At 71.1% G+C, this 18356-nt stretch carries 16 protein-coding genes; 4 read left to right on the plus strand and 12 right to left on the minus strand.

Features of this window, described 5'->3' with window-relative positions; all coding sequences use genetic code 11:
* Positions 1 to 12: 12 nt before the first annotated feature.
* The 4 genes from GXW76_RS14720 to GXW76_RS14735 are packed head-to-tail and all read right to left on the minus strand — an operon-like array spanning position 13 to position 5041.
* Positions 13 to 1623: an ABC transporter ATP-binding protein gene (locus GXW76_RS14720; RefSeq protein ID WP_211862843.1), complete on the minus strand. Its 1611-nt coding sequence runs from the start codon at positions 1621 to 1623 to the stop codon at positions 13 to 15.
* Complete coding sequence (locus GXW76_RS14725; protein WP_211862844.1) at positions 1620 to 2465, minus strand: ABC transporter permease; 846 nt, start codon at positions 2463 to 2465, stop codon at positions 1620 to 1622. The genes GXW76_RS14720 and GXW76_RS14725 overlap by 4 nt, the downstream gene beginning before the upstream one ends.
* Positions 2462 to 3448 carry an ABC transporter permease gene (locus GXW76_RS14730; protein WP_211862845.1) on the minus strand — a complete coding sequence of 329 codons (987 nt, stop codon included), beginning with the start codon at positions 3446 to 3448 and terminating at the stop codon, positions 2462 to 2464. Before GXW76_RS14730 ends, GXW76_RS14725 begins: the two co-directional genes overlap by 4 nt.
* Positions 3449 to 3451: 3 nt before the next feature.
* Entirely contained in the window at positions 3452 to 5041 is a 1590-nt protein-coding gene (locus GXW76_RS14735; RefSeq protein WP_246514345.1) for an ABC transporter substrate-binding protein, read from the minus strand.
* A 116-nt stretch (positions 5042 to 5157) separates the two neighbouring features.
* Here GXW76_RS14735 and GXW76_RS14740 point away from each other — a divergent pair, with 116 nt between their 5' ends.
* The 3 genes from GXW76_RS14740 to GXW76_RS14750 are packed head-to-tail and all read left to right on the plus strand — an operon-like array spanning position 5158 to position 8767.
* On the plus strand, positions 5158 to 6192 hold the full coding sequence (locus GXW76_RS14740; protein ID WP_211862846.1) for a histone deacetylase family protein: 1035 nt from the start codon (positions 5158 to 5160) through the stop codon (positions 6190 to 6192).
* Positions 6189 to 7202 carry a dipeptidase gene (locus GXW76_RS14745; protein WP_211862847.1) on the plus strand — a complete coding sequence of 338 codons (1014 nt, stop codon included), beginning with the start codon at positions 6189 to 6191 and terminating at the stop codon, positions 7200 to 7202. Before GXW76_RS14740 ends, GXW76_RS14745 begins: the two co-directional genes overlap by 4 nt.
* Positions 7203 to 7249: 47 nt before the next feature.
* The gene (locus GXW76_RS14750) at positions 7250 to 8767 is read left to right on the plus strand and encodes a YifB family Mg chelatase-like AAA ATPase (protein ID WP_211862848.1); all 1518 of its coding nucleotides are present in this window, start codon (positions 7250 to 7252) and stop codon (positions 8765 to 8767) included.
* A gap of 59 nt (positions 8768 to 8826) precedes the next feature.
* Here the strand turns inward: GXW76_RS14750 and GXW76_RS14755 are convergent, their stop codons facing one another.
* From GXW76_RS14755 to GXW76_RS14790, 8 genes are all read right to left on the minus strand, one after another.
* Positions 8827 to 9795 (minus strand): tripartite tricarboxylate transporter substrate binding protein, encoded by a 969-nt coding sequence (locus tag GXW76_RS14755; RefSeq protein WP_211862849.1) that lies wholly within the window; start codon positions 9793 to 9795, stop codon positions 8827 to 8829.
* 60 nt (positions 9796 to 9855) lie between these two features.
* Positions 9856 to 10818 carry a type 2 periplasmic-binding domain-containing protein gene (locus GXW76_RS14760; protein ID WP_211862850.1) on the minus strand — a complete coding sequence of 321 codons (963 nt, stop codon included), beginning with the start codon at positions 10816 to 10818 and terminating at the stop codon, positions 9856 to 9858.
* On the minus strand, positions 10815 to 12941 hold the full coding sequence (locus GXW76_RS14765; protein ID WP_211862851.1) for a xanthine dehydrogenase family protein molybdopterin-binding subunit: 2127 nt from the start codon (positions 12939 to 12941) through the stop codon (positions 10815 to 10817). The genes GXW76_RS14760 and GXW76_RS14765 overlap by 4 nt, the downstream gene beginning before the upstream one ends.
* Positions 12938 to 13405, minus strand: a complete 468-nt coding sequence (locus GXW76_RS14770; RefSeq protein WP_211862852.1) for a (2Fe-2S)-binding protein — start codon at positions 13403 to 13405, stop codon at positions 12938 to 12940. Before GXW76_RS14770 ends, GXW76_RS14765 begins: the two co-directional genes overlap by 4 nt.
* A 7-nt stretch (positions 13406 to 13412) precedes the next feature.
* A complete protein-coding gene (locus GXW76_RS14775) occupies positions 13413 to 14381 on the minus strand; it encodes a Bug family tripartite tricarboxylate transporter substrate binding protein (RefSeq protein WP_211862853.1) in 969 nt (322 codons plus the stop codon).
* 61 nt (positions 14382 to 14442) lie between these two features.
* On the minus strand, positions 14443 to 15180 hold the full coding sequence (locus GXW76_RS14780; RefSeq protein ID WP_211862854.1) for a proteasome-type protease: 738 nt from the start codon (positions 15178 to 15180) through the stop codon (positions 14443 to 14445).
* A 42-nt stretch (positions 15181 to 15222) separates the two neighbouring features.
* Entirely contained in the window at positions 15223 to 16164 is a 942-nt protein-coding gene (locus tag GXW76_RS14785) for an alpha-E domain-containing protein (protein WP_211862855.1), read from the minus strand.
* Entirely contained in the window at positions 16164 to 17624 is a 1461-nt protein-coding gene (locus GXW76_RS14790) for a circularly permuted type 2 ATP-grasp protein (protein ID WP_456307110.1), read from the minus strand. Before GXW76_RS14790 ends, GXW76_RS14785 begins: the two co-directional genes overlap by 1 nt.
* Positions 17625 to 17814: 190 nt before the next feature.
* Here GXW76_RS14790 and GXW76_RS14795 point away from each other — a divergent pair.
* The coding region (locus GXW76_RS14795) for a thiamine pyrophosphate-binding protein (protein ID WP_246514347.1) at positions 17815 to 18356 on the plus strand (542 nt) is incomplete at its 3' end.

An 18356-nucleotide genomic window follows, 5' to 3' on the forward strand; every position in this document is an offset into this window, starting at 1 on the left:
CGGTCGTGCTCCTCAGGCGGCGATCACCGGCGGCGTCCAGGACCGTCCGGGGATGCTGTCCAGCAATTGCCGGGTATAGGGGTGCTGGGGGTTGCCGAACACCTCGGCGGTCGGGCCTTGTTCGACGATCGCGCCGCGCTGCATCACCGCGATCCGGTCACAGACCTGCGCCGCGACGCGCAGGTCGTGCGTGATGAACAGCATGGTCAGGCCGAGCCGCGCGCGGATATCCGCGAGCAGCGCCAGCACCTGCGCCTGCACGGAGACATCCAGGGCGGAGACCGGCTCGTCCGCGATCAGCAGCTCCGGCTCCATCGCCAATGCGCGGGCGATGCCGATGCGCTGGCGCTGGCCGCCGCTGAATTCATGCGGGTAGCGGTCCATCGCGCCGGGATCGAGTTGCACCAGCCGCAGCAATTCCCGCGCGCGCGCCAGTGCCTCGCCGCGCTCGACGCCGTGGGTGACCGGCCCCTCGGCGATGATGTCGCCGACCGTCCGGCGCGGGTTCAGCGAGGCGAAGGGGTCCTGGAACACCATCTGGATCTTCTTGCGGTAGGGCTTCCAGGCGCCGCGCGAGAGCGGGCGCAGATCCGCGCCCTCGAAGATCATCTCGCCCTTCTCTGGCTCCACGAGTTTCACCACGCAGCGCGCGAGCGTGGACTTGCCGGATCCGGATTCACCCACCAGGCCGAGCGTTTCGCCCTTGCGGAGAATGAAGTCGGCATCGTGCACGGCCTTGACCACCGGCCCTGGCCCGAACCAACCGCCGGCGCGGCGGTAGGTCTTCTCGATGCCCTTCGCCTCCAGCACCAGCGGACCCTGCGCGGCCTGCTGCGGCCCAGCCGGATTGCCATGCGGGACCGCGGCAATCAGGGCCCGCGTGTAAGCGTGCTGGGGGCGGTTCAGCACGTCGGCCGCCGAGCCCTGTTCGACGATGCGCCCCTTCTGCATCACCGCGACGCGGTCGGCGATCTCCGCCACGACGCCGAAGTCGTGGGTGATGAACATGACGCCCGTGCCGCGCCGCGACTGGATCTCTCGGATCAGGCGCAGGATCTGCATCTGGGTCGTGACGTCGAGCGCGGTGGTCGGCTCATCGGCGATCAGCAAGGATGGTTCGAGCGCCAGTGCCATGGCGATCATCACGCGCTGGCGCTGGCCGCCGGACAGGCGGAACGGGTAGGCGCGCGCGGTCGCGACCGGGTCCGGCAGGTTTACCGCCGCCAGCAGTTCCGGCACGCGCTTCGCCGCATCGCGCCCGGCGCCGTGGACCCGCATGGCCTCGGCGATCTGCTCACCCACGCGCATGACGGGGTTCAGCGCCGTCATCGGTTCCTGGAAGATCATGGCGAGCCGCGCGCCGCGCAGCCGCCGCATCGCCTCGGGCGCCAGGGCGAGGAGGTCCTGCCCCTCGAAGGTGATGCGCCCGGACTTCACAGGCAGGCCCTTCGGCAACAGCCCCATCACCGCATTCGCCGTGATGGACTTGCCTGAACCCGACTCGCCCACAATGCAGACGATCTCGCCCGGGTTCACCGAGAGCGTGATGTCCTCGACCGCATGCGGGCGGTCACCACCCGGCGGCAGGGCCACGGTGAGGCCTTCGACGCTCAGCAGACTCATGCCGCGCCTCCCCGCTGGCGGGCCAGCCTCGGGTTCAGCGCGTCGGAAAGCCCCTCCCCCACCAGGTTCAGCGCCAGCACCGTCACGAAGATCGCGAGGCCGGGGAAGACGCTCATCCACCAGGCGAGACGGATCACCGACCGCCCTGACCCGATCAGGAAGCCCCACGTCATCAGGTTCGGATCGCCGAGGCCGAGGAATGACAGCGCGCTCTCCAGCAGGATCGCCGAGGCCACCATCAGCGAGGACAGCACCACGATGGGCGAGAGCGCGTTCGGCAGGATGTCCGTCACCACGATGGCGATGCGCGACTTGCCCAGCACCTCCGCCGCCTGGACGAACTCGCGAGAACGCAGCGACAGGAACTCCGCGCGCACCACGCGGGCAACCGGCGGCCACGACACCACGGCGATCGCGAAGACGACCGATCCGATCGTAGGGGTAAAGATCGCCACCAGGAGAATGGCGAAGACGAAGGACGGGATGGTCTGGAAGAACTCGGTGAAGCGCATCACCGCATCGTCCGCGACGCCGCCGAGGTAGCCCGCGACCGCGCCCAGGGTCACGCCGATCAGCAACGCCGCGACGGTCGAGACCGCGCCCACCATCAGCGAGATCCGCGCCCCATGCGCGATCCCCGCTGCGACATCCCGCCCGAGGCTGTCGGAGCCGAGCAGCATTCCCTCCTCGCCCGGCGGCACGAAGGGCGCGGTCGCCATGTCCCACGGGCTGCCCGGATAGAGCACCGGCGCCAGTGCCGCCACCGCGATGACCAGCACCAGGACGACCAGCCCCACCACGGCGCCGCGGTTGCGGCGGAAGCGCCTCCAGAAGTCGCTCATCCCTGCACCTCCACCCGGGGATCGACCACGGCGTAGAGCAGGTCCGTGGCCAGGTTGAAGGCCACCACCATCACGCTCGTGCAGAAGAAGACGCCGAGCAGCACCGCGTAGTCGCGCGCCAGCAACGCGTCGAAGGCGAGCCGCCCGATCCCCGGCCAGGCGAAGACCGTCTCGACGAGGATCGACCCGCCGATGAGCTGCCCCGCCTGGATGCCGGCGAAGGTGATCACCGGCAGCAGCGCGTTGCGCAGCACGTGCCGCCGCACCACCTGGCCTTCCGGCACGCCCTTGGCGCGCGCGGTCTTCACGAAGTCCTGGTCCGCGACCTCCAGCATCGTCGCGCGCGTCAGCCGCGCATAGACCGCGAGGTAAAACAGCCCGAGCGTCAGCGCCGGCAGCAGCAGATGCTTGCCCAGGTCCAGCGCCGCGTCGATGCCGTGCAGTTCGACGCCAACCGTCGCCATGCCGAAGGATGGCAGCCACTCGAGCCATACCGAGAAGAACAGCACCAACATCAGCCCAACCCAGAAAAGTGGCGTGGCGTAGAAGGTCAGCGCGATCACCGTGATCACGGAATCCGCCCAGGTCCCGACGCGCCGCGCCGCGAGCGTGCCGAGCGTGACCCCCGCCGTGATCGCGAAGGCGAAGGCCGCCCCGGTCAGCAGCAGCGTCGCGGGCAGCCTTTCGCTGATCAGGGTCCAGACCGGCTGCTGCTGCCGGTGGCTGAAGCCGAGATCCAGCGTCAGCACGCCCTTCAGGTAGATCCACAGTTGCACATGCAGCGGCTTGTCCAGGCCGAACTGTTCGCGAAGCTGCGCGAGGAAGCGTTCATCCGCCGCCCCGGACTGCCCCGCGATCACGCTCGCCGGGTCGCCCGGCGCGGCGTGGATCAGCAGGAAGTTGCAGACGACGATCGCCAGGATGACGATCGCCGCCTTGACGCCTCTCCGCAGGAGGAAGCCTGGCAGCCGCGACAGCTCCATCCGTCAGCCGGCGAGAAAGACGTCGTCGAAGGAGGTATGCACGCCAAGTCCCGTCGTGATGACGTTGCGCACCTTCTTGTCGTGGATGGTCGGGAAGGCGAGTTCCATCAGCCAGATCTGCGGCACTTCCTCGACCAGGATCTTCTGCACCTCGCTGAAGGCGCGCTGGCGCTCCGCCGCCACGGCGGCATTGCGCGCCTGCTGGAACAGCGCATCGACCTGCGGGTTGGCGTAGCCGCCGGTATTGGTGAAGGTCACGCGCTGGATGTTGGTCGAGACATAGGTGCGCTCGACCCCAAGCGTCGGGTCGCCGAACTGGTACACGAAGTTGATCGTCGTCTCGTATTCCCAGTTGCCGACCCGCCGCGCCCAGGACCCGGCATCGGTGCTTTCCAGTTCCAGCGCGATGCCGACATTGCGCATCGCCTGGCGCAAGTATTCCGACAGGCGCGTCCAGATCTCGCCATAGGGCAGCGGGATATGCTTCACCGTGAAGCGCACGCCCTGCGCATTGCGCGCGAAGCCGGCCGCGTCCAGCAATTCATTCGCCGCACGGACATTGAAGGCGGCGATCTTCGCGTTGGCGTCGTGGAAGCGCGTGGTCGAGGCGACCGGGTTGGTCGCCGGCTTGCCGACGCCGAACCACAGCCGGTTGACGATGAAATTGCGGTCGATCGCCATGGACATGGCACGCCGCACGCGCGGGTCGTTCAGCGGCGCGACGCGGTGGTTGATCTCCATCCAGGACAGCGGGGAGAAGTATTCCCACCCCGCCGTATTCACCTCGAGGTTCGGACGCTGGCGCAGCGCCGGGATGTCGAAGGGCTCGATGTCGCTCGCCTGGCTCAGCAGCACCTGGCCGGATTCCAGCGCGAGGCGCCGGCTCTGGCTGTCCGGGATGATGCGGTAGATGATGCTGTCGAGATACGGCTGGCCCGGCTTCCAGTAGTCGTCGAAGCGATCCATGCGGATGAAGTTGCCGCGCTGCCACTCCACGAACCTGAACGGTCCTGTGCCCACCGGCCGCTGCACCGCCGGCGCCGTGCGGTAGTCCCGCCCGTCGAAGAGGTGCTTCGGCACGATCGCCGCGGCCGTCGCGTCGAACATCAGCAGGAAGGGCTGGAAGGGCTGCTTCAGCACGATGCGGACCGTGTGCGGGTCGGTCGCCGCGCAGGTTTCGATCAACTGGAAGATGGCGCGGGCGCGTGGCGCCAGTTCCATGTGGAACTTCGTGATGGAGAAGACGACGTCCTCGGCCGTGAAGGGCTGGCCGTCATGCCACTTCACATTCTCCTGGAGGCGGAAGACGTACTCCTTGCCGTCCGGGCTGATCGTCCAGGACTTCGCCAGCAGCGGAAGCGGCTCCAGCGTCGACGAGAAGCTCAGCAGCCCCTGGAACATCTTCGGCGCGGCGGCGAGCGTCGGTCCCTGCTGGTTCACGCCGATCTGCAGCACCGGGGGTTCCGGCGTCAGCATCATCTGCAGCGTGCCGCCGCGGCGGGGAGCGACGCCCTGCGCCATCGCCTCGGACGCGCGCATCAGGACGGGGGCGGCGGCGGCAGCAGCCATCAGGCCACGGCGCGAGAGGTTCATGTTCGTGTCTCCCTGGGTCGTTGCCGGAGGCTATCCCCCCGCGGAGGCAGTGGACAAGGCGCCCTCTGGTCCGCCGCGTGGACAAGCCGTCCGCCGATGCCTAGCCTTCGCGCACCATGAAGACCTTCGCGCATCCCGATCAGGCAGGGCACGCGCCCAGCTTCTTTCTCCAGCGCGGCCAGGTCCGCCGCCTCTATGAGGTTCCGGCGCGCGCCGCCGCGCTCGAGGCGGCGTTGCACCGCCTGGGACTCGCGCCCGCCCGGCCCCCCGCGCTCGCGCCGCGCGCGATGGAATCCGTGCATGCCCCGGACTACATCGCCTTCCTCGCCAGTGCCGCGCAGGACTGGGCCGCGCTCCCGGATGCCGGCCCCGAAGCCGTCGCCAACATCCACCCCACGCCCGAGATGCTGGCTCAAGGCGGCTTCAGCGGGCCGTCCATCATCGCCCGCACCGGCTGGTACACGGCCGACACCTCCTGCCCCATCAGTCGCGGCAGCTGGGAAGCCGTCCAGGGCGCGGCGGCCTGCGCCCTGGCCGCGGCGGCGGAGGCCGCGAAGGGCGGCACCGCCTATGCGCTCTGCCGCCCGCCGGGCCACCATGCCTATGCCGCGCGCGCCGGCGGGCACTGCTACGTGAACAACGCCGCCCTTGCCGCACAGGCGCTGCGCGATGCCGGCGCGTCGCGCGTCGCCGTGCTCGACATCGACAGCCACCACGGCAACGGCACTCAGGGGATCTTCTGGGAACGCGGGGACGTGCTGACCATCTCCATCCACGGCGACCCGGACCGCTACTATCCCTGGTATGTCGGTCGCACCGCCGAACGCGGCGCGGGCGCCGGCGACGGGCGCAACATGAACATGCCCCTCGCCTTCGGCACGGCCGACGAGGGCTGGCTCGACGCCATCCGGCACGGGCTCGCCGCCATCCGCGACTTCAAGGCGGATGCGCTGGTCGTCGCCCTCGGCTTCGACGCGTCGAAGGATGAGCCGCTGGCATCGCTCGCCGTCACGGAGGACGGATTCGCGAAGGCCGCGGCGATGATCGGCGGCCTCGGCCTGCCCGCCGCGATCACCCAGGAGGGCGGCTACAACGTCGATGTCATCGGCACTCTGCTCGAACGCTTCCTGACCGGCTGGAGCCGCGCATGACCACCACCGCCGCCGCCATCCACGCCGCGACGCTGACGCTCGATACGCATATCGACATCCGCTGGCCCGACCCGCCGGATGCGACAGGCGAGACCGACCGCCGCGTGGACTTCCCGAAGATGCTGCGCGGCGGGCTGAAGGCCGCCGTATTCATCGCCTATACGCCCCAGGGCCGGCGCGACGAGGAAGGCCTCATCACCGCCTCGACACGCGCGGAGGCCATGCTGCGCCATATCCGCGGCCGCGCCGACGATGCCGCGCGCCGCTTCTGCGCGACCGCCGGAGAACTCGAGGCCGCCCACCAGGCCGGTGCGCTCGCCGTGCTCTCGGCGGTCGAGAACGCCAACGCCATGGCGCGCGATCTCTCGAAGCTGACGCTCTGGCGCGACCTCGGCGCGATCTACGTGACGATCACGCATGACGGCCACAACGACCTGGCCGACGCCGCACGCCCCAAGCCGGACCTCGGCGACGCGGAGGCGGAACACGGCGGGCTCTCCGCGCTCGGCCGGGCGGCGATCCGGGAGATGAACCGCGTCGGGCTGCTGGTCGATGTCTCGCACAGCGCGAAGTCGTCGATGATGCAGGCGGCGGAGCTCTCGCGGGTGCCGATCGTCGCGACCCATTCCTGCTGCCGCGCCCTCTGCGACCATCCGCGCAACCTGGATGACGAGCAGCTCGACATGCTGCGCGCCGTCGGCGGGCTGGTGCAGATCACCGCGCTCGATGCCTTCCTCCGTCCGGCGCCGCAGGGCGGCAAGTCGCCCGCGACGGTGAAGGACATGGCGGACCACGTGGACTACGCGGTGAAGCGGATCGGCATCGACCATGTCGGCCTGTCGTCGGATTTCGACGGCGGCGGCGGCATTCCCGGCTGGAAGGATGCCTCGGAGACGCTGAACCTGACCACGGAATTGCATCACCGCGGCTATGGGGCGCGGGAGCTGGACCTGCTCTGGTCGGGCAATTTCCGTCGCCTCATGCGCTTGGCGCGAAAGGCAGCACAGTAACCTTGAGTTGATAATTGCATGGCGATGCGCCACCCTGGCGCACCGCCATGACCATCGCCCGCATCGCCACCTTCGCCTTCGCCGGCATCGATCCCGTGCCGGTGGAGGTCCAGGTCCAGATCGCCCCCGGCCTGCCCGCCTTCCTGCTTGTCGGCCTGCCGGACAAGGCGGTGGCGGAAAGTCGCGAAAGGGTGCGCGCGGCGCTCACGGGGCTCGGCCTCTCGCTGCCGCCCAAGCGCGTGCTGGTGAACCTGGCGCCGGCCGACATCCTCAAGGAAGGCTCGCATTTCGACCTGCCGATCGCGCTCGCTCTGCTCGCGGCGATGGAGATCGTCCCGAAGGAGGATGCGGCGGGCTATGCGGCGCTCGGGGAACTCTCGCTCGACGGGTCGATCATGCCCGTGGCCGGCGTGCTGCCGGCGGCGCTCGGCGCCTCGGAGCGCGACCTCGGGCTGATCTGTCCCGCCGCGCAGGGCGGCGAGGCCGCCTGGGCCGGGCGCATCGAGGTGCTGGCCGCACCGGACATCCTCTCCCTGCTGAACCACTTCAAGGGCGTGCAACTGCTGTCGCCGCCGCAGCCGCCCGTCCTGGACACCGCGCCGCGCGCCGTCGCGTGCCTGTCCGAGGTCAAGGGGCAGGAAAGTGCCAAGCGCGCGCTCGAGATCGCCGCGGCGGGATCCCACAATCTCCTGATGGTCGGCCCGCCGGGCGCGGGCAAGTCGATGCTGGCGTCCCGCCTGCCCGGCCTTCTGCCAGACCTCTCGCCGAGCGAGGCGCTGGAGGTCTCGCTCGTCCACTCCATCGCCGGATTGCTGGAAGGTGGGCGGCTGGTGATGCGCCCGCCCTTCCGTGACCCGCACCATTCCGCGTCGATGCCGGCGCTGGTCGGCGGCGGGAACCGTGCGCGGCCGGGTGAGATCAGCCTCGCGCATCGCGGCGTGCTGTTCCTCGACGAATGGCCCGAATTCCCGCGCCCGGCGCTGGAGGCGCTGCGCCAGCCGATGGAGACCGGGCGCACGACCATCAGCCGGGTGCAGGCGCACGTCACCTACCCTGCGCGCTTCCAGTGCATCGCGGCGATGAATCCCTGCCGCTGCGGCTATCTCGGGGATGCCGGGCGCGAATGCGGGCGCGCGCCGCGCTGCGGTGAGGACTACCAGATGCGCCTATCCGGCCCGCTGCTCGACCGCATGGACCTGACGATCGAGGTCATGCCCATCCCGGCCGCGGAACTCACCCGCGCGCCGGCCGGCGAGACCAGCGCCACCGTCGCCGCGCGCGTGCACGCGGCGCGCGATGCGCAGCGCACGCGCTGGGGTGCCGGCGGCCCATCCAACAACGCCGAGGCGGAGATCCGCCACCTCCAGCCGCTGCTCGACGCCGAGGCCGAGATGCTGCTCACGACCGCGGCGACCCGGCTGCGCCTGTCCTCCCGCGCCCATGTGCGCACCCTGCGCGTGGCGCGCAGCATCGCGGACCTCGCCGGCAGTGCCGGCATCCGCCGGGCCCATGTGGCGGAGGCGCTAGCCTTCCGCCACCGCATGCCCGGCCGCGCCGCCGCCTGACGGCGCATCCCAGCCCCCGCACTTGGCCGCCGCCCGCGAGGGACGACCGGCCGCCCAGATCAGTCTGCGCGGATGCTGTTCTCCCGCACCACCGCGCCCCACTTCGCCACTTCGCGTTGCAGGAAGGTGCCGAGGCCGGCGGGGTCCGACATGATCAGGCGCGCCTGCTGCGTCTCCTCCATCGTGCGGCGGACCTGCGGGTCGCTCAGCGCCTCCTTCAGTGCCGCGTTCATGCGGGCGACGGCCGGTTCCGGCGTGCCGTGCGGGGCGAAGACGCCCCACCAGGCCTCTGCCTCCAGGCCCTGGATGCCGGCCTCGGCAACGGTCGGCAGGTCGGCGAGCGCCGGCAGGCGCTGCGGCCCGAACTGGGCGAAGGTGCGCAGCGTGCCGCCGCGGACATGCGGATGCACCACGGCGGCGGAACCGATCATCATGTCGACATGCCCCGCGACCGTGTCGTTCACCGCGAGGCCGCCGCTGCGGTACGGCAGGTGCGTCATGCGCGTCTGCGTCCGCCCCTGCAGCAGCACCATGGTCAGGTGCCCGATCGTGCCGTTGCCCGTGGAGCCGAAGGACACCGTGTCCGGCCGCGCCTTCGCCGCGTTCACGACGTCGGTAATGCTGCGGAACGGCTTGTCCGGCTTGCAGGCCAGCACATAGGGCGCGCCGCCGATCAGCATGACCGGATCGAGGTCGCGGTCCGGGTTGAAGGGCAGTTGCGGGATCAGTGCGGCGAGCGTCGCGTGGCTGTCGAAGGTCAGCAGCCAGGTCTGGCCGTCGGGCCGCGCCTTCGCGACCGCATCCGTGCCGATGGAGCCCGCGGCGCCGGCCCGGTTGTCCACCACCACGGGCGCGCCGAGCCGCTGCGTCAGGCCAGGCGCGACGAGCCGCGCCACCGCGTCGGTCGAACCACCCGGTGCGAAGGGCACGACGATACGGATCGCCGCCCCCTGCGCGCGAACGGCAGGCGCGGCAAGCGTGGTGGCGGCGGCGGCGCCCAGCACGGCGCGGCGGGTGACGAAGGGCATGGGCGTTCTCCCGGTTGTATTGCGCCAGTGATGCGGCCGGTGCCGCCCGCAGGCAACCCCTCAGAGCGCATCCAGGAGGTCGAGCACGGAGGAGTGGAACAGCGCCTCCGGCGCGATCTCCGTCGCGGCGAGGCCGTCGGCTGCCGCAAAGCGCGTCATCGCCGCGATCTCCTCCCGGTTGCGCGCGAAGCCGTAGGGCCAGGGATTGCCGCCCATCGCGGCGATCTGCGCCTCCGCTTCCGCCGCGATCCAGGGCAGCGAGACACGCAGCACGTTGACCAGCCGCAATTCCGCGAGCGAGGCCGCCTTCGCCGCCGCGAAGGCGCGGAAGAGTTCCACCGGCAGCCAGGGGTGGCGTTCCGCCACATCCTTGCGCACGGCGAGGCAATGCATGATCGGGAAGAAGCCGGTGGCCCTGAACCACGCCTGTTCCTCGCTACGATAGTCCGGCCAGAGCCGATCGACCGGCGCGGAGCGATCGATGAAGCAACGCGGCGGTCGCGGGGCGATCAGCGCATCGATCCGCCCGGCGGCGAGCGCCGCCTCCAGGTCCTCGCCCAGCGGCTTCACGTTGAAGCCCTCCGGCAGGGTGATCGCCACGCGCTCGCCCCCGGTGCGCCAGGCGATGCCCCGGGTGTCCACGCCGTAGTGCTCGCGCAGGAAGCCGCGCACCCAGAGCGCCGCGGTCTGCTGGTATTCGGGAAGGCCGATGGTGCGCCCGGCGAGGTCCGCCGCGCTGCCTATGCCGCGGTCGGTGCGGACATAGACCGCGGAATGGCGGAAGGCGCGCGAGAGGAACACCGGCACCCCGACATAGGGGCTGTCACCCCGCGCCGTGGTCACGATGTGGCTGCCCATCGAGAGCTCCGTCACCTCGAAGGCGCGGTCGCGGAGGGCGCGGCGGAAGATGTCCTCCGGCTCGCCGGGCAGGAAGGTGATGTCGCAGCCGGGCACGCGGAAGCGCCCGTCCATCAGCGGACGCGTGCGGTCGGAGGAGGTGCAGGCGAGGGTCAGCGGGATCATGCGGAAGCGAGGGTCTCGGGCGTGAAGGGCATGGCGCGCGGCCGGATGCCGAGCGCGTCGTGGATGGCATTGGCGATGGCGGCGACGGTGGGCGCGAGCGAAGCTTCCCCTGCCCCGAGCGGCGGCATTTCCGGACGGGGGATCAACCGCGCCTCCACCGCCGGCACCTCGGAGAAGCGCAGGATCGGGTAGGTCTCCCAGTCGTCGCTGGTGACGGTCCGGGCATCGAACAGGACCTGTTCCTTCAACGCCATGGAGGTGCCATGGATGGCGCCGCCTTCGTACTGGTTGAGCACGCCGTCGGGATTTATGGCCTCCCCGACATCCGCCGCGATCCAGAGGCGGCGGCAATGGACCTGCTCCAGCGCCTCGATCTCCGCCGCCACGGCGCAATAGGCGCCTGAGTTCTTGTAGCGGGCATAGGCCAGGCCCAGGCCGAATCCTTCGCGCCGCGCGCGGCCGCGCCACCCGCACATCTCCGCGGCCAGCAGCAAGACGTCGCGCCCACGTGGATCGTCGAGATGGCGCAGGCGGAAGTCGAGCGCATCCTGCCCTGCCATCCGCGCCAGTTCGTCCATGACGGATTCGATGGCGAAGACATTGGCCGGCGCACCAAGACCGCGCAGCGCCGAGACGCGCAGCGGCATCTCCGCGACCCGCTTCACGCCGACATGCAGCCGCGGGATGCGATACGCCGGGATGGCATTGCGCTGCGCCCCGCCGCCGGACGCGAGCGGCGGATTGATCGCGTTGGGAATGCGCCGCGGCGGGTTCATGTATTCCACCGCCAGCAGCGTCGGCGCGGGGTTGCGGCCGGGACGGGAGGAATGGCCGTGGCTGGTCACCTCCTCCTGCCAGGAAACGATGCTGCCGTCGGCGTCGATAGCGGCCTCGACCTCCACCAGCATCGTCGAGGAAACCGGCGCCCAGCCGAGTTCCTCCGCCCGCGACCACAGCAGGCGCACCGGCCGGCCCGGCACGGCACGCGCCGCCAGCGCGGCATCCAGTGCGACGTCGTCCGCGCCGTTGTGGCCGTAGCAGCCGGCGCCTTCCATGTGGCGGACGAGGATGTCCTCCTCGGCCATCGCCAGCGCCTTCGCGAGATCGGCGCGAAGGTTGTAGACGCCCTGCGAGTGCGTCCAGACTTCCAGCGTCCCGTCCAGCCAGCGCGCCACCGCGCAGCACGTGCCGACGGAGGCATGCGCGACATAAGGGCGGAAGAAGTGGGCACGCAGCGTGCGCACGGGATCGCCGGCAGGGTCTTCGCGTGCGGCGATCGCCTCGCGCTCGCCCGGCGCGGCATGAAGCCAATCCGCCAGCGCATGACACGGCGGCAGCGTGTCCTCCGCTTCCCAGGTGGCGCGCGCGGCGAGGCGCTCCGCGGCGCGTTCGGCATCGTGCTCGGACGCTGCCAGCACGGCGAGGAACGACCCATCGCGCGCGACCGTGGCGTCGCCGGGCAACGGTCCCTCCGCGAGCGCCACCAGCCGCGCGCGCCGCGCCGGCGGCCGCACCACCCGCGCATGGAGCATGCCCGGCAGGCGCAGGTCGTGGACGAAGCGCGGCGCGCCGAACACCTTGTCCGGCAGGTCGAGCCGCGGCACCGAATGCCCCGCGACTTGCCGTGCGGAGGGGGGCTTGGGTTGCACCTCGGCGGGGGCATCGCAGGCAAGCAGCCCGGCCTCGGCCTGCGACCAGTAGGACCCGACCGAAAGCCCGTCGGGCGCGAGGAAGGCGCCATCCTCGACCCGCAGCGCCTCGACCGGCACGCCGCTGCGCTGCGCCGCCACCTGCAGGTGGATCGCGCGCGCGGCCGCCGCGGCGTGGCGCAGCGCCATGCCGCTGTCCTGCACCGAGAGGCTGCCCGACGTGACACCCTCGTTCGGGCTCGCCGGCGTCGAGGCCGCCTGCACGCGGACACGCGCCAGCGAGACATCCAACTCATCGGCCGCGATCTGCGCCAGGGCGGTCAGGATGCCCTGGCCGAGTTCCACCTTGCCGGGCGTGACCGTCACGCCCCCTGCGGCATCGAAGGCGAGCCAGCGGTCGAGGCGCGGATTGGCCGCAAGGCTGCCGGGCAGTCGCCCCGGCGGCGCCGCGCGTCGGTCGAGGTCGGAGGTCATGCCGCGCCCCTCATCTCCGCCGCCGCGCGCCGCACGGCGCGGATGATCCGGTTGTGGCTGCCGCAACGGCAGAGATGCGGGTCGAGCGCCGCGCGGATCGCCGCGTCCTCCGGGTCCGGGTCGCGGGCCAGCAGCGCGGCCGCGGCGACCAGGATGCCGGAAAGGCAGAAGCCGCACTGCCCGGCCTGCTCCCCCAGGAAGGCGCGCTGCAGGGGATGCGGCGTCTCCGGCGTGCCGAGCCCTTCCACCGTCGTCACGCTGCACCCGGCGACGGCGGAGACGGGGAGCGTGCAGGCATAGGCCACGCGCCCGTCCAGCAGCACGACGCAGGCGCCGCATTGCTCTGCGCCGCAGCCGAAGCGCGGACCGGACAGCCCGAGCGGCCCGCGCAGCGCGTGCAGCAGGGGCGTGGTTTCGGGCATATCCACGATCGCCGCCGCGCCGTTGAGGGTGAAGGCGAGCACGGCGCGTTCAGTTCGCCTGGATGCCGGCGAGGCGGATGCCCTCCGCCTGGCGGGTGATATCCTCGCGCAGGAAGCGGTCGAAGGCCTCGACACTCATCGGGTTGACCAGGGCACCGACACGCTGCTGCGCCTCCCGCGTCGCGGGCAGGCCCATGATGCGGTTGATCTCGGCGTTGAGGCGCTCGCGGATCGGCAGCGGCGTCGCGGCGGGCGCCATGAGGCCGAGCCAGATGCTCGCCTCGTAGCCCGGCAGGACCTCCGCCACCGTGGGCACATCCGGCAGCAGCGGGCTGCGCTGCGGGCCGGTGGTGGCGAGCGCCCTCACCCGCCCGCCGCGCGCCTGCTCGGCCATGGTCGGGATGGCGTCGAACATCATCGGCACCTGGCCGGCGATCAGCGCGGTGCGCGCCTCATTGGATCCGCGGAAGGGAATGTGGGTGATCTCGATGCCGGCCATGGCGCGGAATACCTCGCCCGCCACATGGTACGGCGTGCCGGGGCCGGAGGAGGCATAGTCGACCTTCCCCGGGTTCGCCTTGGCGTAGGCGATCAGTTCCTGCACCGAGGCCACGCCGAGCGACGGATGCACCGCCAGCACGTGATGGGCGACGTTGATGAAGGCCACCGCCGAGAGGTCCCGCATCAGCACATAGGGCCGGTTCGGCAGCAGCGTCTCGTTCGCCGTGTGGGTATTGGACATCAGCAGGAAGGTGTGGCCGTCCGGCGCCGCCTTGGCCACCGCCTCGGCGCCGATGGTGCCGCCGGCGCCGGGGCGGTTCTCGATCACCACCGGCTGCCCGAGGGCCTGCTGCAGCGGTTCGGCCAGGAAGCGCCCGGCGACGTCGGCCGAGCCCCCCAGCCCGAAGGGCACGATGATGCGGATGGGCCGCGACGGCCAAGCCTGCGCCGAGGCCCCCCGTGCCGCGAGCCCCGCCGACAGCGCACTCAGCGCCAGCACCGCCCTGCGTCCGACCATGGCCCCTTTGCCTCCCGTTCCCTCGCCCCATTAGCGGCTCCGGGGCGCGGCCGCGCAAGGGTCAGGCCGGCACCCAATCCGGCACGGGCAGCGCGCGGTATGCGTCCCGCAGGCTGTCCGACCAGCCGTCGCGGACGGCGCGGAAATAGGGATCGTCGTCGGTGATGCGTTTCCTCAGCGTCACCCGCTGCGTGCCTTCGCGATAGACCAGCAGGTCCAGCGGCATGCCGACCGTCAGGTTCGACCTCAGCGTGCTGTCCATGCTGATGAGGGCGAGCTTCACCCCGTCCACCAGGCTGGTCTCGGGCGTGACGACGCGATCGAGGATCGGCTTGCCGTACTTGTGCTCGCCGATCTGCAGGAAGGGCGTGTCGGCGGTCGCCTCGATGAAGTTGCCGGCGGCGTAGATCATGAAGAGCCGCTGCGGCTGCCCGCCGATCTGCCCGCCCAGCAGCAATGCGACGTCGAAGGCGATGTTCTGCGCGCGCAGCGCCGGGCCGTCCGTCTCGAACACGGCGCGCACCGCGGCGCCGGTCAACTGCGCGGCACGGAACATGGTCGGCACGTCGCGCAGGGTGTGCACCTGGCCGTCCAGCCACATGCCTTCCTGCAGCCGGTTCCACACCGCCTGGCTGATGGCGAGGTTCCCGGCGGAGAGCATGGCGATCATGCGCTCGCCCGGCACTTCCTCCACGCACATCTTGCAGAAGGTGGAGATGTGATCGACGCCCGCATTGGTGCGGGTGTCGGACAGCAGCACGAGCCCCTCGTTGAGGTAGAGCCCGACGCAATAAGTCATGCCTGATGCCTCCGCGCAGCGTGTCGTGCCGGCGCGGGCGGATCAGGCCTGGAGGTAGAAGTCCTGGATCTGCCGGCCGAGCTCTATGTTACGGTCGATTGTCACCGTCAGGAAGGCGTGCAGCCCGCCCGCCATGATGTCCTCGATCCGGCCGAAGCGCAGGCGGGCGTGCATCTCGCCCGCCAGGCGGTGGCATTCGCCGCGCCGCCCGCCATGGGCGACGGCGATGTCCTCCAGCGTCTCCTCGATGCGGGCGTAGCAGGCGATCACCGAGCGCGGCAGTTCCGGGCGCAGCAGCAACAGTTCCGCGATCCGCTGCGGCTCCAGCCGCGCATGATAGACCCAGTGATAGGCCCGCAGCGCCGAGACGGACCGCAGGATCGCCTGCCACTGCACATAGGCGACCGCGCCCTGTCCCTCGGCACCGGCCAGGGCGTGATGGTGCACGTCCAGCACGCGCGCGGTGTTGTCGGCGCGCTCGATCATCGTGCCCAGGCGCACGAAGCGCCAAGCCTCGTCGCGGAGCATGGTGTCGGCATAGGCGCCGTTGAACAGGATGGTGCGGCTCTTCACCCAGTCGAGGAAGGCCGGCAGGTTGTCGGGGGCGAAGGTTGCCTCGGTGGTGCGGCGGGCCTCGCCCCAGGTCTCGTTCACCGCCTCCCACATGTCCACGGTCAGCGCGGTGCGCACGGCGCGGGCGTTGCGCCGCGCGGCCTCGATGCAGGCAAGGATGGAAGACGGGTTGGCCGGATCCGCGGCGAGGTGGCGCACCACCGCCTCCTGCGTCGGCGCCGCGCCAGTGGCGCGGAAGCCCGGCTCGCAGCCGGATGCGACGAGCAGCGCGCGCCAGGCGCCGTCGCGCTGGTCCACGCCGCGGGTCAGGCTCGCCATGCGCAGCGCCACCTGCAGGCCGCGCGCGTTGTTGCCGGCGCGCTCGATGTAGCGGCCGAGCCAGTAGAGGCTGTCGGCGGTGCGGCTCAGCATCAGCCTGCACCCCCGGTCGGCTTCGCGATGTCGGCAGGATCGTCCTCCAGCACCCAGGTATCCTTGGTGCCGCCGCCCTGGGAGGAATTCACCACCAGCGAGCCCTCCCGCAGGGCCACGCGCGTGAGGCCGCCGGGCACGATGCGCACCTCCTTGCCGAAGAGCACGAAGGGCCGCAGGTCCACGTGCCGCGGCGCGATACCCTTCTCGACCAGCGTCGGCACGGTGGAGAGCGCGAGCGTCGGCTGCGCGATGTAGTCCGCCGGCTTCGCCCTGATGCGGGCGGCGAACTCGGCGCGCTGCTCGGCCGTGCTGTGCGGCCCGACCAGCATCCCGTAGCCGCCCGAGCCTTTGGTGAGCTTCACCACCAGCTCGTCGAGATGGCCGAGGACATGGGCGCGGTCCTCGTCCCGCTCGCAAAGCCAGGTCGGCACGTTGGCGAGCAGTGGTTCCTCGCCGAGGTAGAAGCGCACCATCTCCGGTACGTAGGGATAGATCGCCTTGTCGTCCGCGATGCCCGCGCCCGGCGCATTGGCGAGCGTGACGTTGCCGGCCTTGTAGGCGGCCATCAGCCCCGCCACGCCAAGCACGCTCTCGGGCTTGAACACCCGCGGGTCGAGGTAGTCGTCGTCGATCCGGCGGTAGATCACATCCACCCGCTGCGGCCCCGTCGTCGTGCGCATATGGACGACATCGTTCTCGACGAAGAGGTCCGGCCCCTCCACCACCTCGACGCCCATCTCGTCGGCGAGGAAGCAGTGCTCGTAATAGGCGCTGTTGTAGGAACCCGGCGTGAGGATCGCGACGCGCGGCAGGCCGCGGCAGTTGGGCGGCGCGACGGATTTCAGCGCCTCAAGCAGCTCCTCCGGATAATGCCCGACCGGCGCGATGCGGTGGCGTGCGCAGAGGTCCGGGAAGAGGCGCAGCATCGCCTCCCGCCCCTCCAGCATGTAGGAGACGCCGGAGGGCGTGCGGCAATTGTCCTCGAGCACCCAGAATTCGTGCGGCGCGGTGCGCACCACGTCGATGCCGGCGATGTGGGTATAGACCCCGCCGGGGGGGACGAAGCCCTTCATCTCGGGCCGGAAGGCCTCGTTCCCGCGCACCAGCGCGGCGGGGATGCGGCCCGCGCGCAGGATCTCCTGAGCACCATAGACGTCGAGGAGGAAGAGGTTCAGCGCCTTCACCCGCTGCGCCAGGCCGCGGGAGAGTTCCTCCCACTCCGCATGGGCGAGGATGCGCGGGATGATGTCGAAGGGGATCAGCCGCTCGGGGTCGCCGCCCTCGCCGTAGACGGCGAAGGTGATGCCGACGCGCCGGAACAGCAGCTCGGCCTCATGGCGGCGGCGCTCCAGCGCCTCCCGCGGCGTGGCGGCGAGCCAGCGGGCGATCTCGGCATAGGGGCCGCGGACCAGGCCGTCGGTCGTCATCTCGTCGAAGGCGGGGGTGGTCTGGGTCACCGGCGAGATATCCTCCGTGACCGAGCCTCGCCGGGCGCAGGGGGGGTGCGCAAGGGCGCGATGGCGCCGAGTTGCCCGTTCCGTGCGTTCCGTGCCCAGAAAGCGGGCGATCGCTGCCCAGGATATGGGCCGGATGGGCAGCGCGACGAGGCCCGCCTATCCTCGGCCCGGAAACACCGGAGCGAACCGCATGAACGACGCCGCTGCCCCGACCACCGCCGCCGATGCCCTGGCCGCCGCCTTCGCAGCCGCCGGCACGAAACGGATCTTCGGCGTGCCGGGCGGCGGTTCGAGCCTGGACCTGATCGCGGCGGCCAAGGCGCGCGGGCTCGACTTCGTGCTGGCGCGGCATGAGACCTCGGCGGTGATCATGGCGGCGACGGATGCCGAGCTCTCGGGTGCGCCAGGCGTGGCGCTGTGCACCCGTGGCCCGGGCGTGGGCAATGCCGCGAACGGCATGGCGCATGCGGCGCTGGACCGAGCCCCGGTGGTCCTGCTGGCCGACGGGTTCGGCCCCGCCGAGCGCGCCTTCGCGACGCACCAGTATTTCGACCACGCGGCGATGCTCGCGCCGGTGACGAAGGCGCAGCTCTCGGTTGGCCAGATGGCGGCGGGGGAAGCCGCGACGCGGGCGATCGACGCGGTGCTGGCCGCCCCGCGTGGCGCGGCCCTGATCGAGCTTTCCGGCGGCGCGGCGAAACAGCCGGCCGCCCTGCCCGCTGCCGTGGCGCG

The organism is Neoroseomonas soli, from assembly GCF_018129065.1.
Taxonomy (GTDB): Bacteria; Pseudomonadota; Alphaproteobacteria; order Acetobacterales; family Acetobacteraceae; genus Neoroseomonas; species Neoroseomonas soli.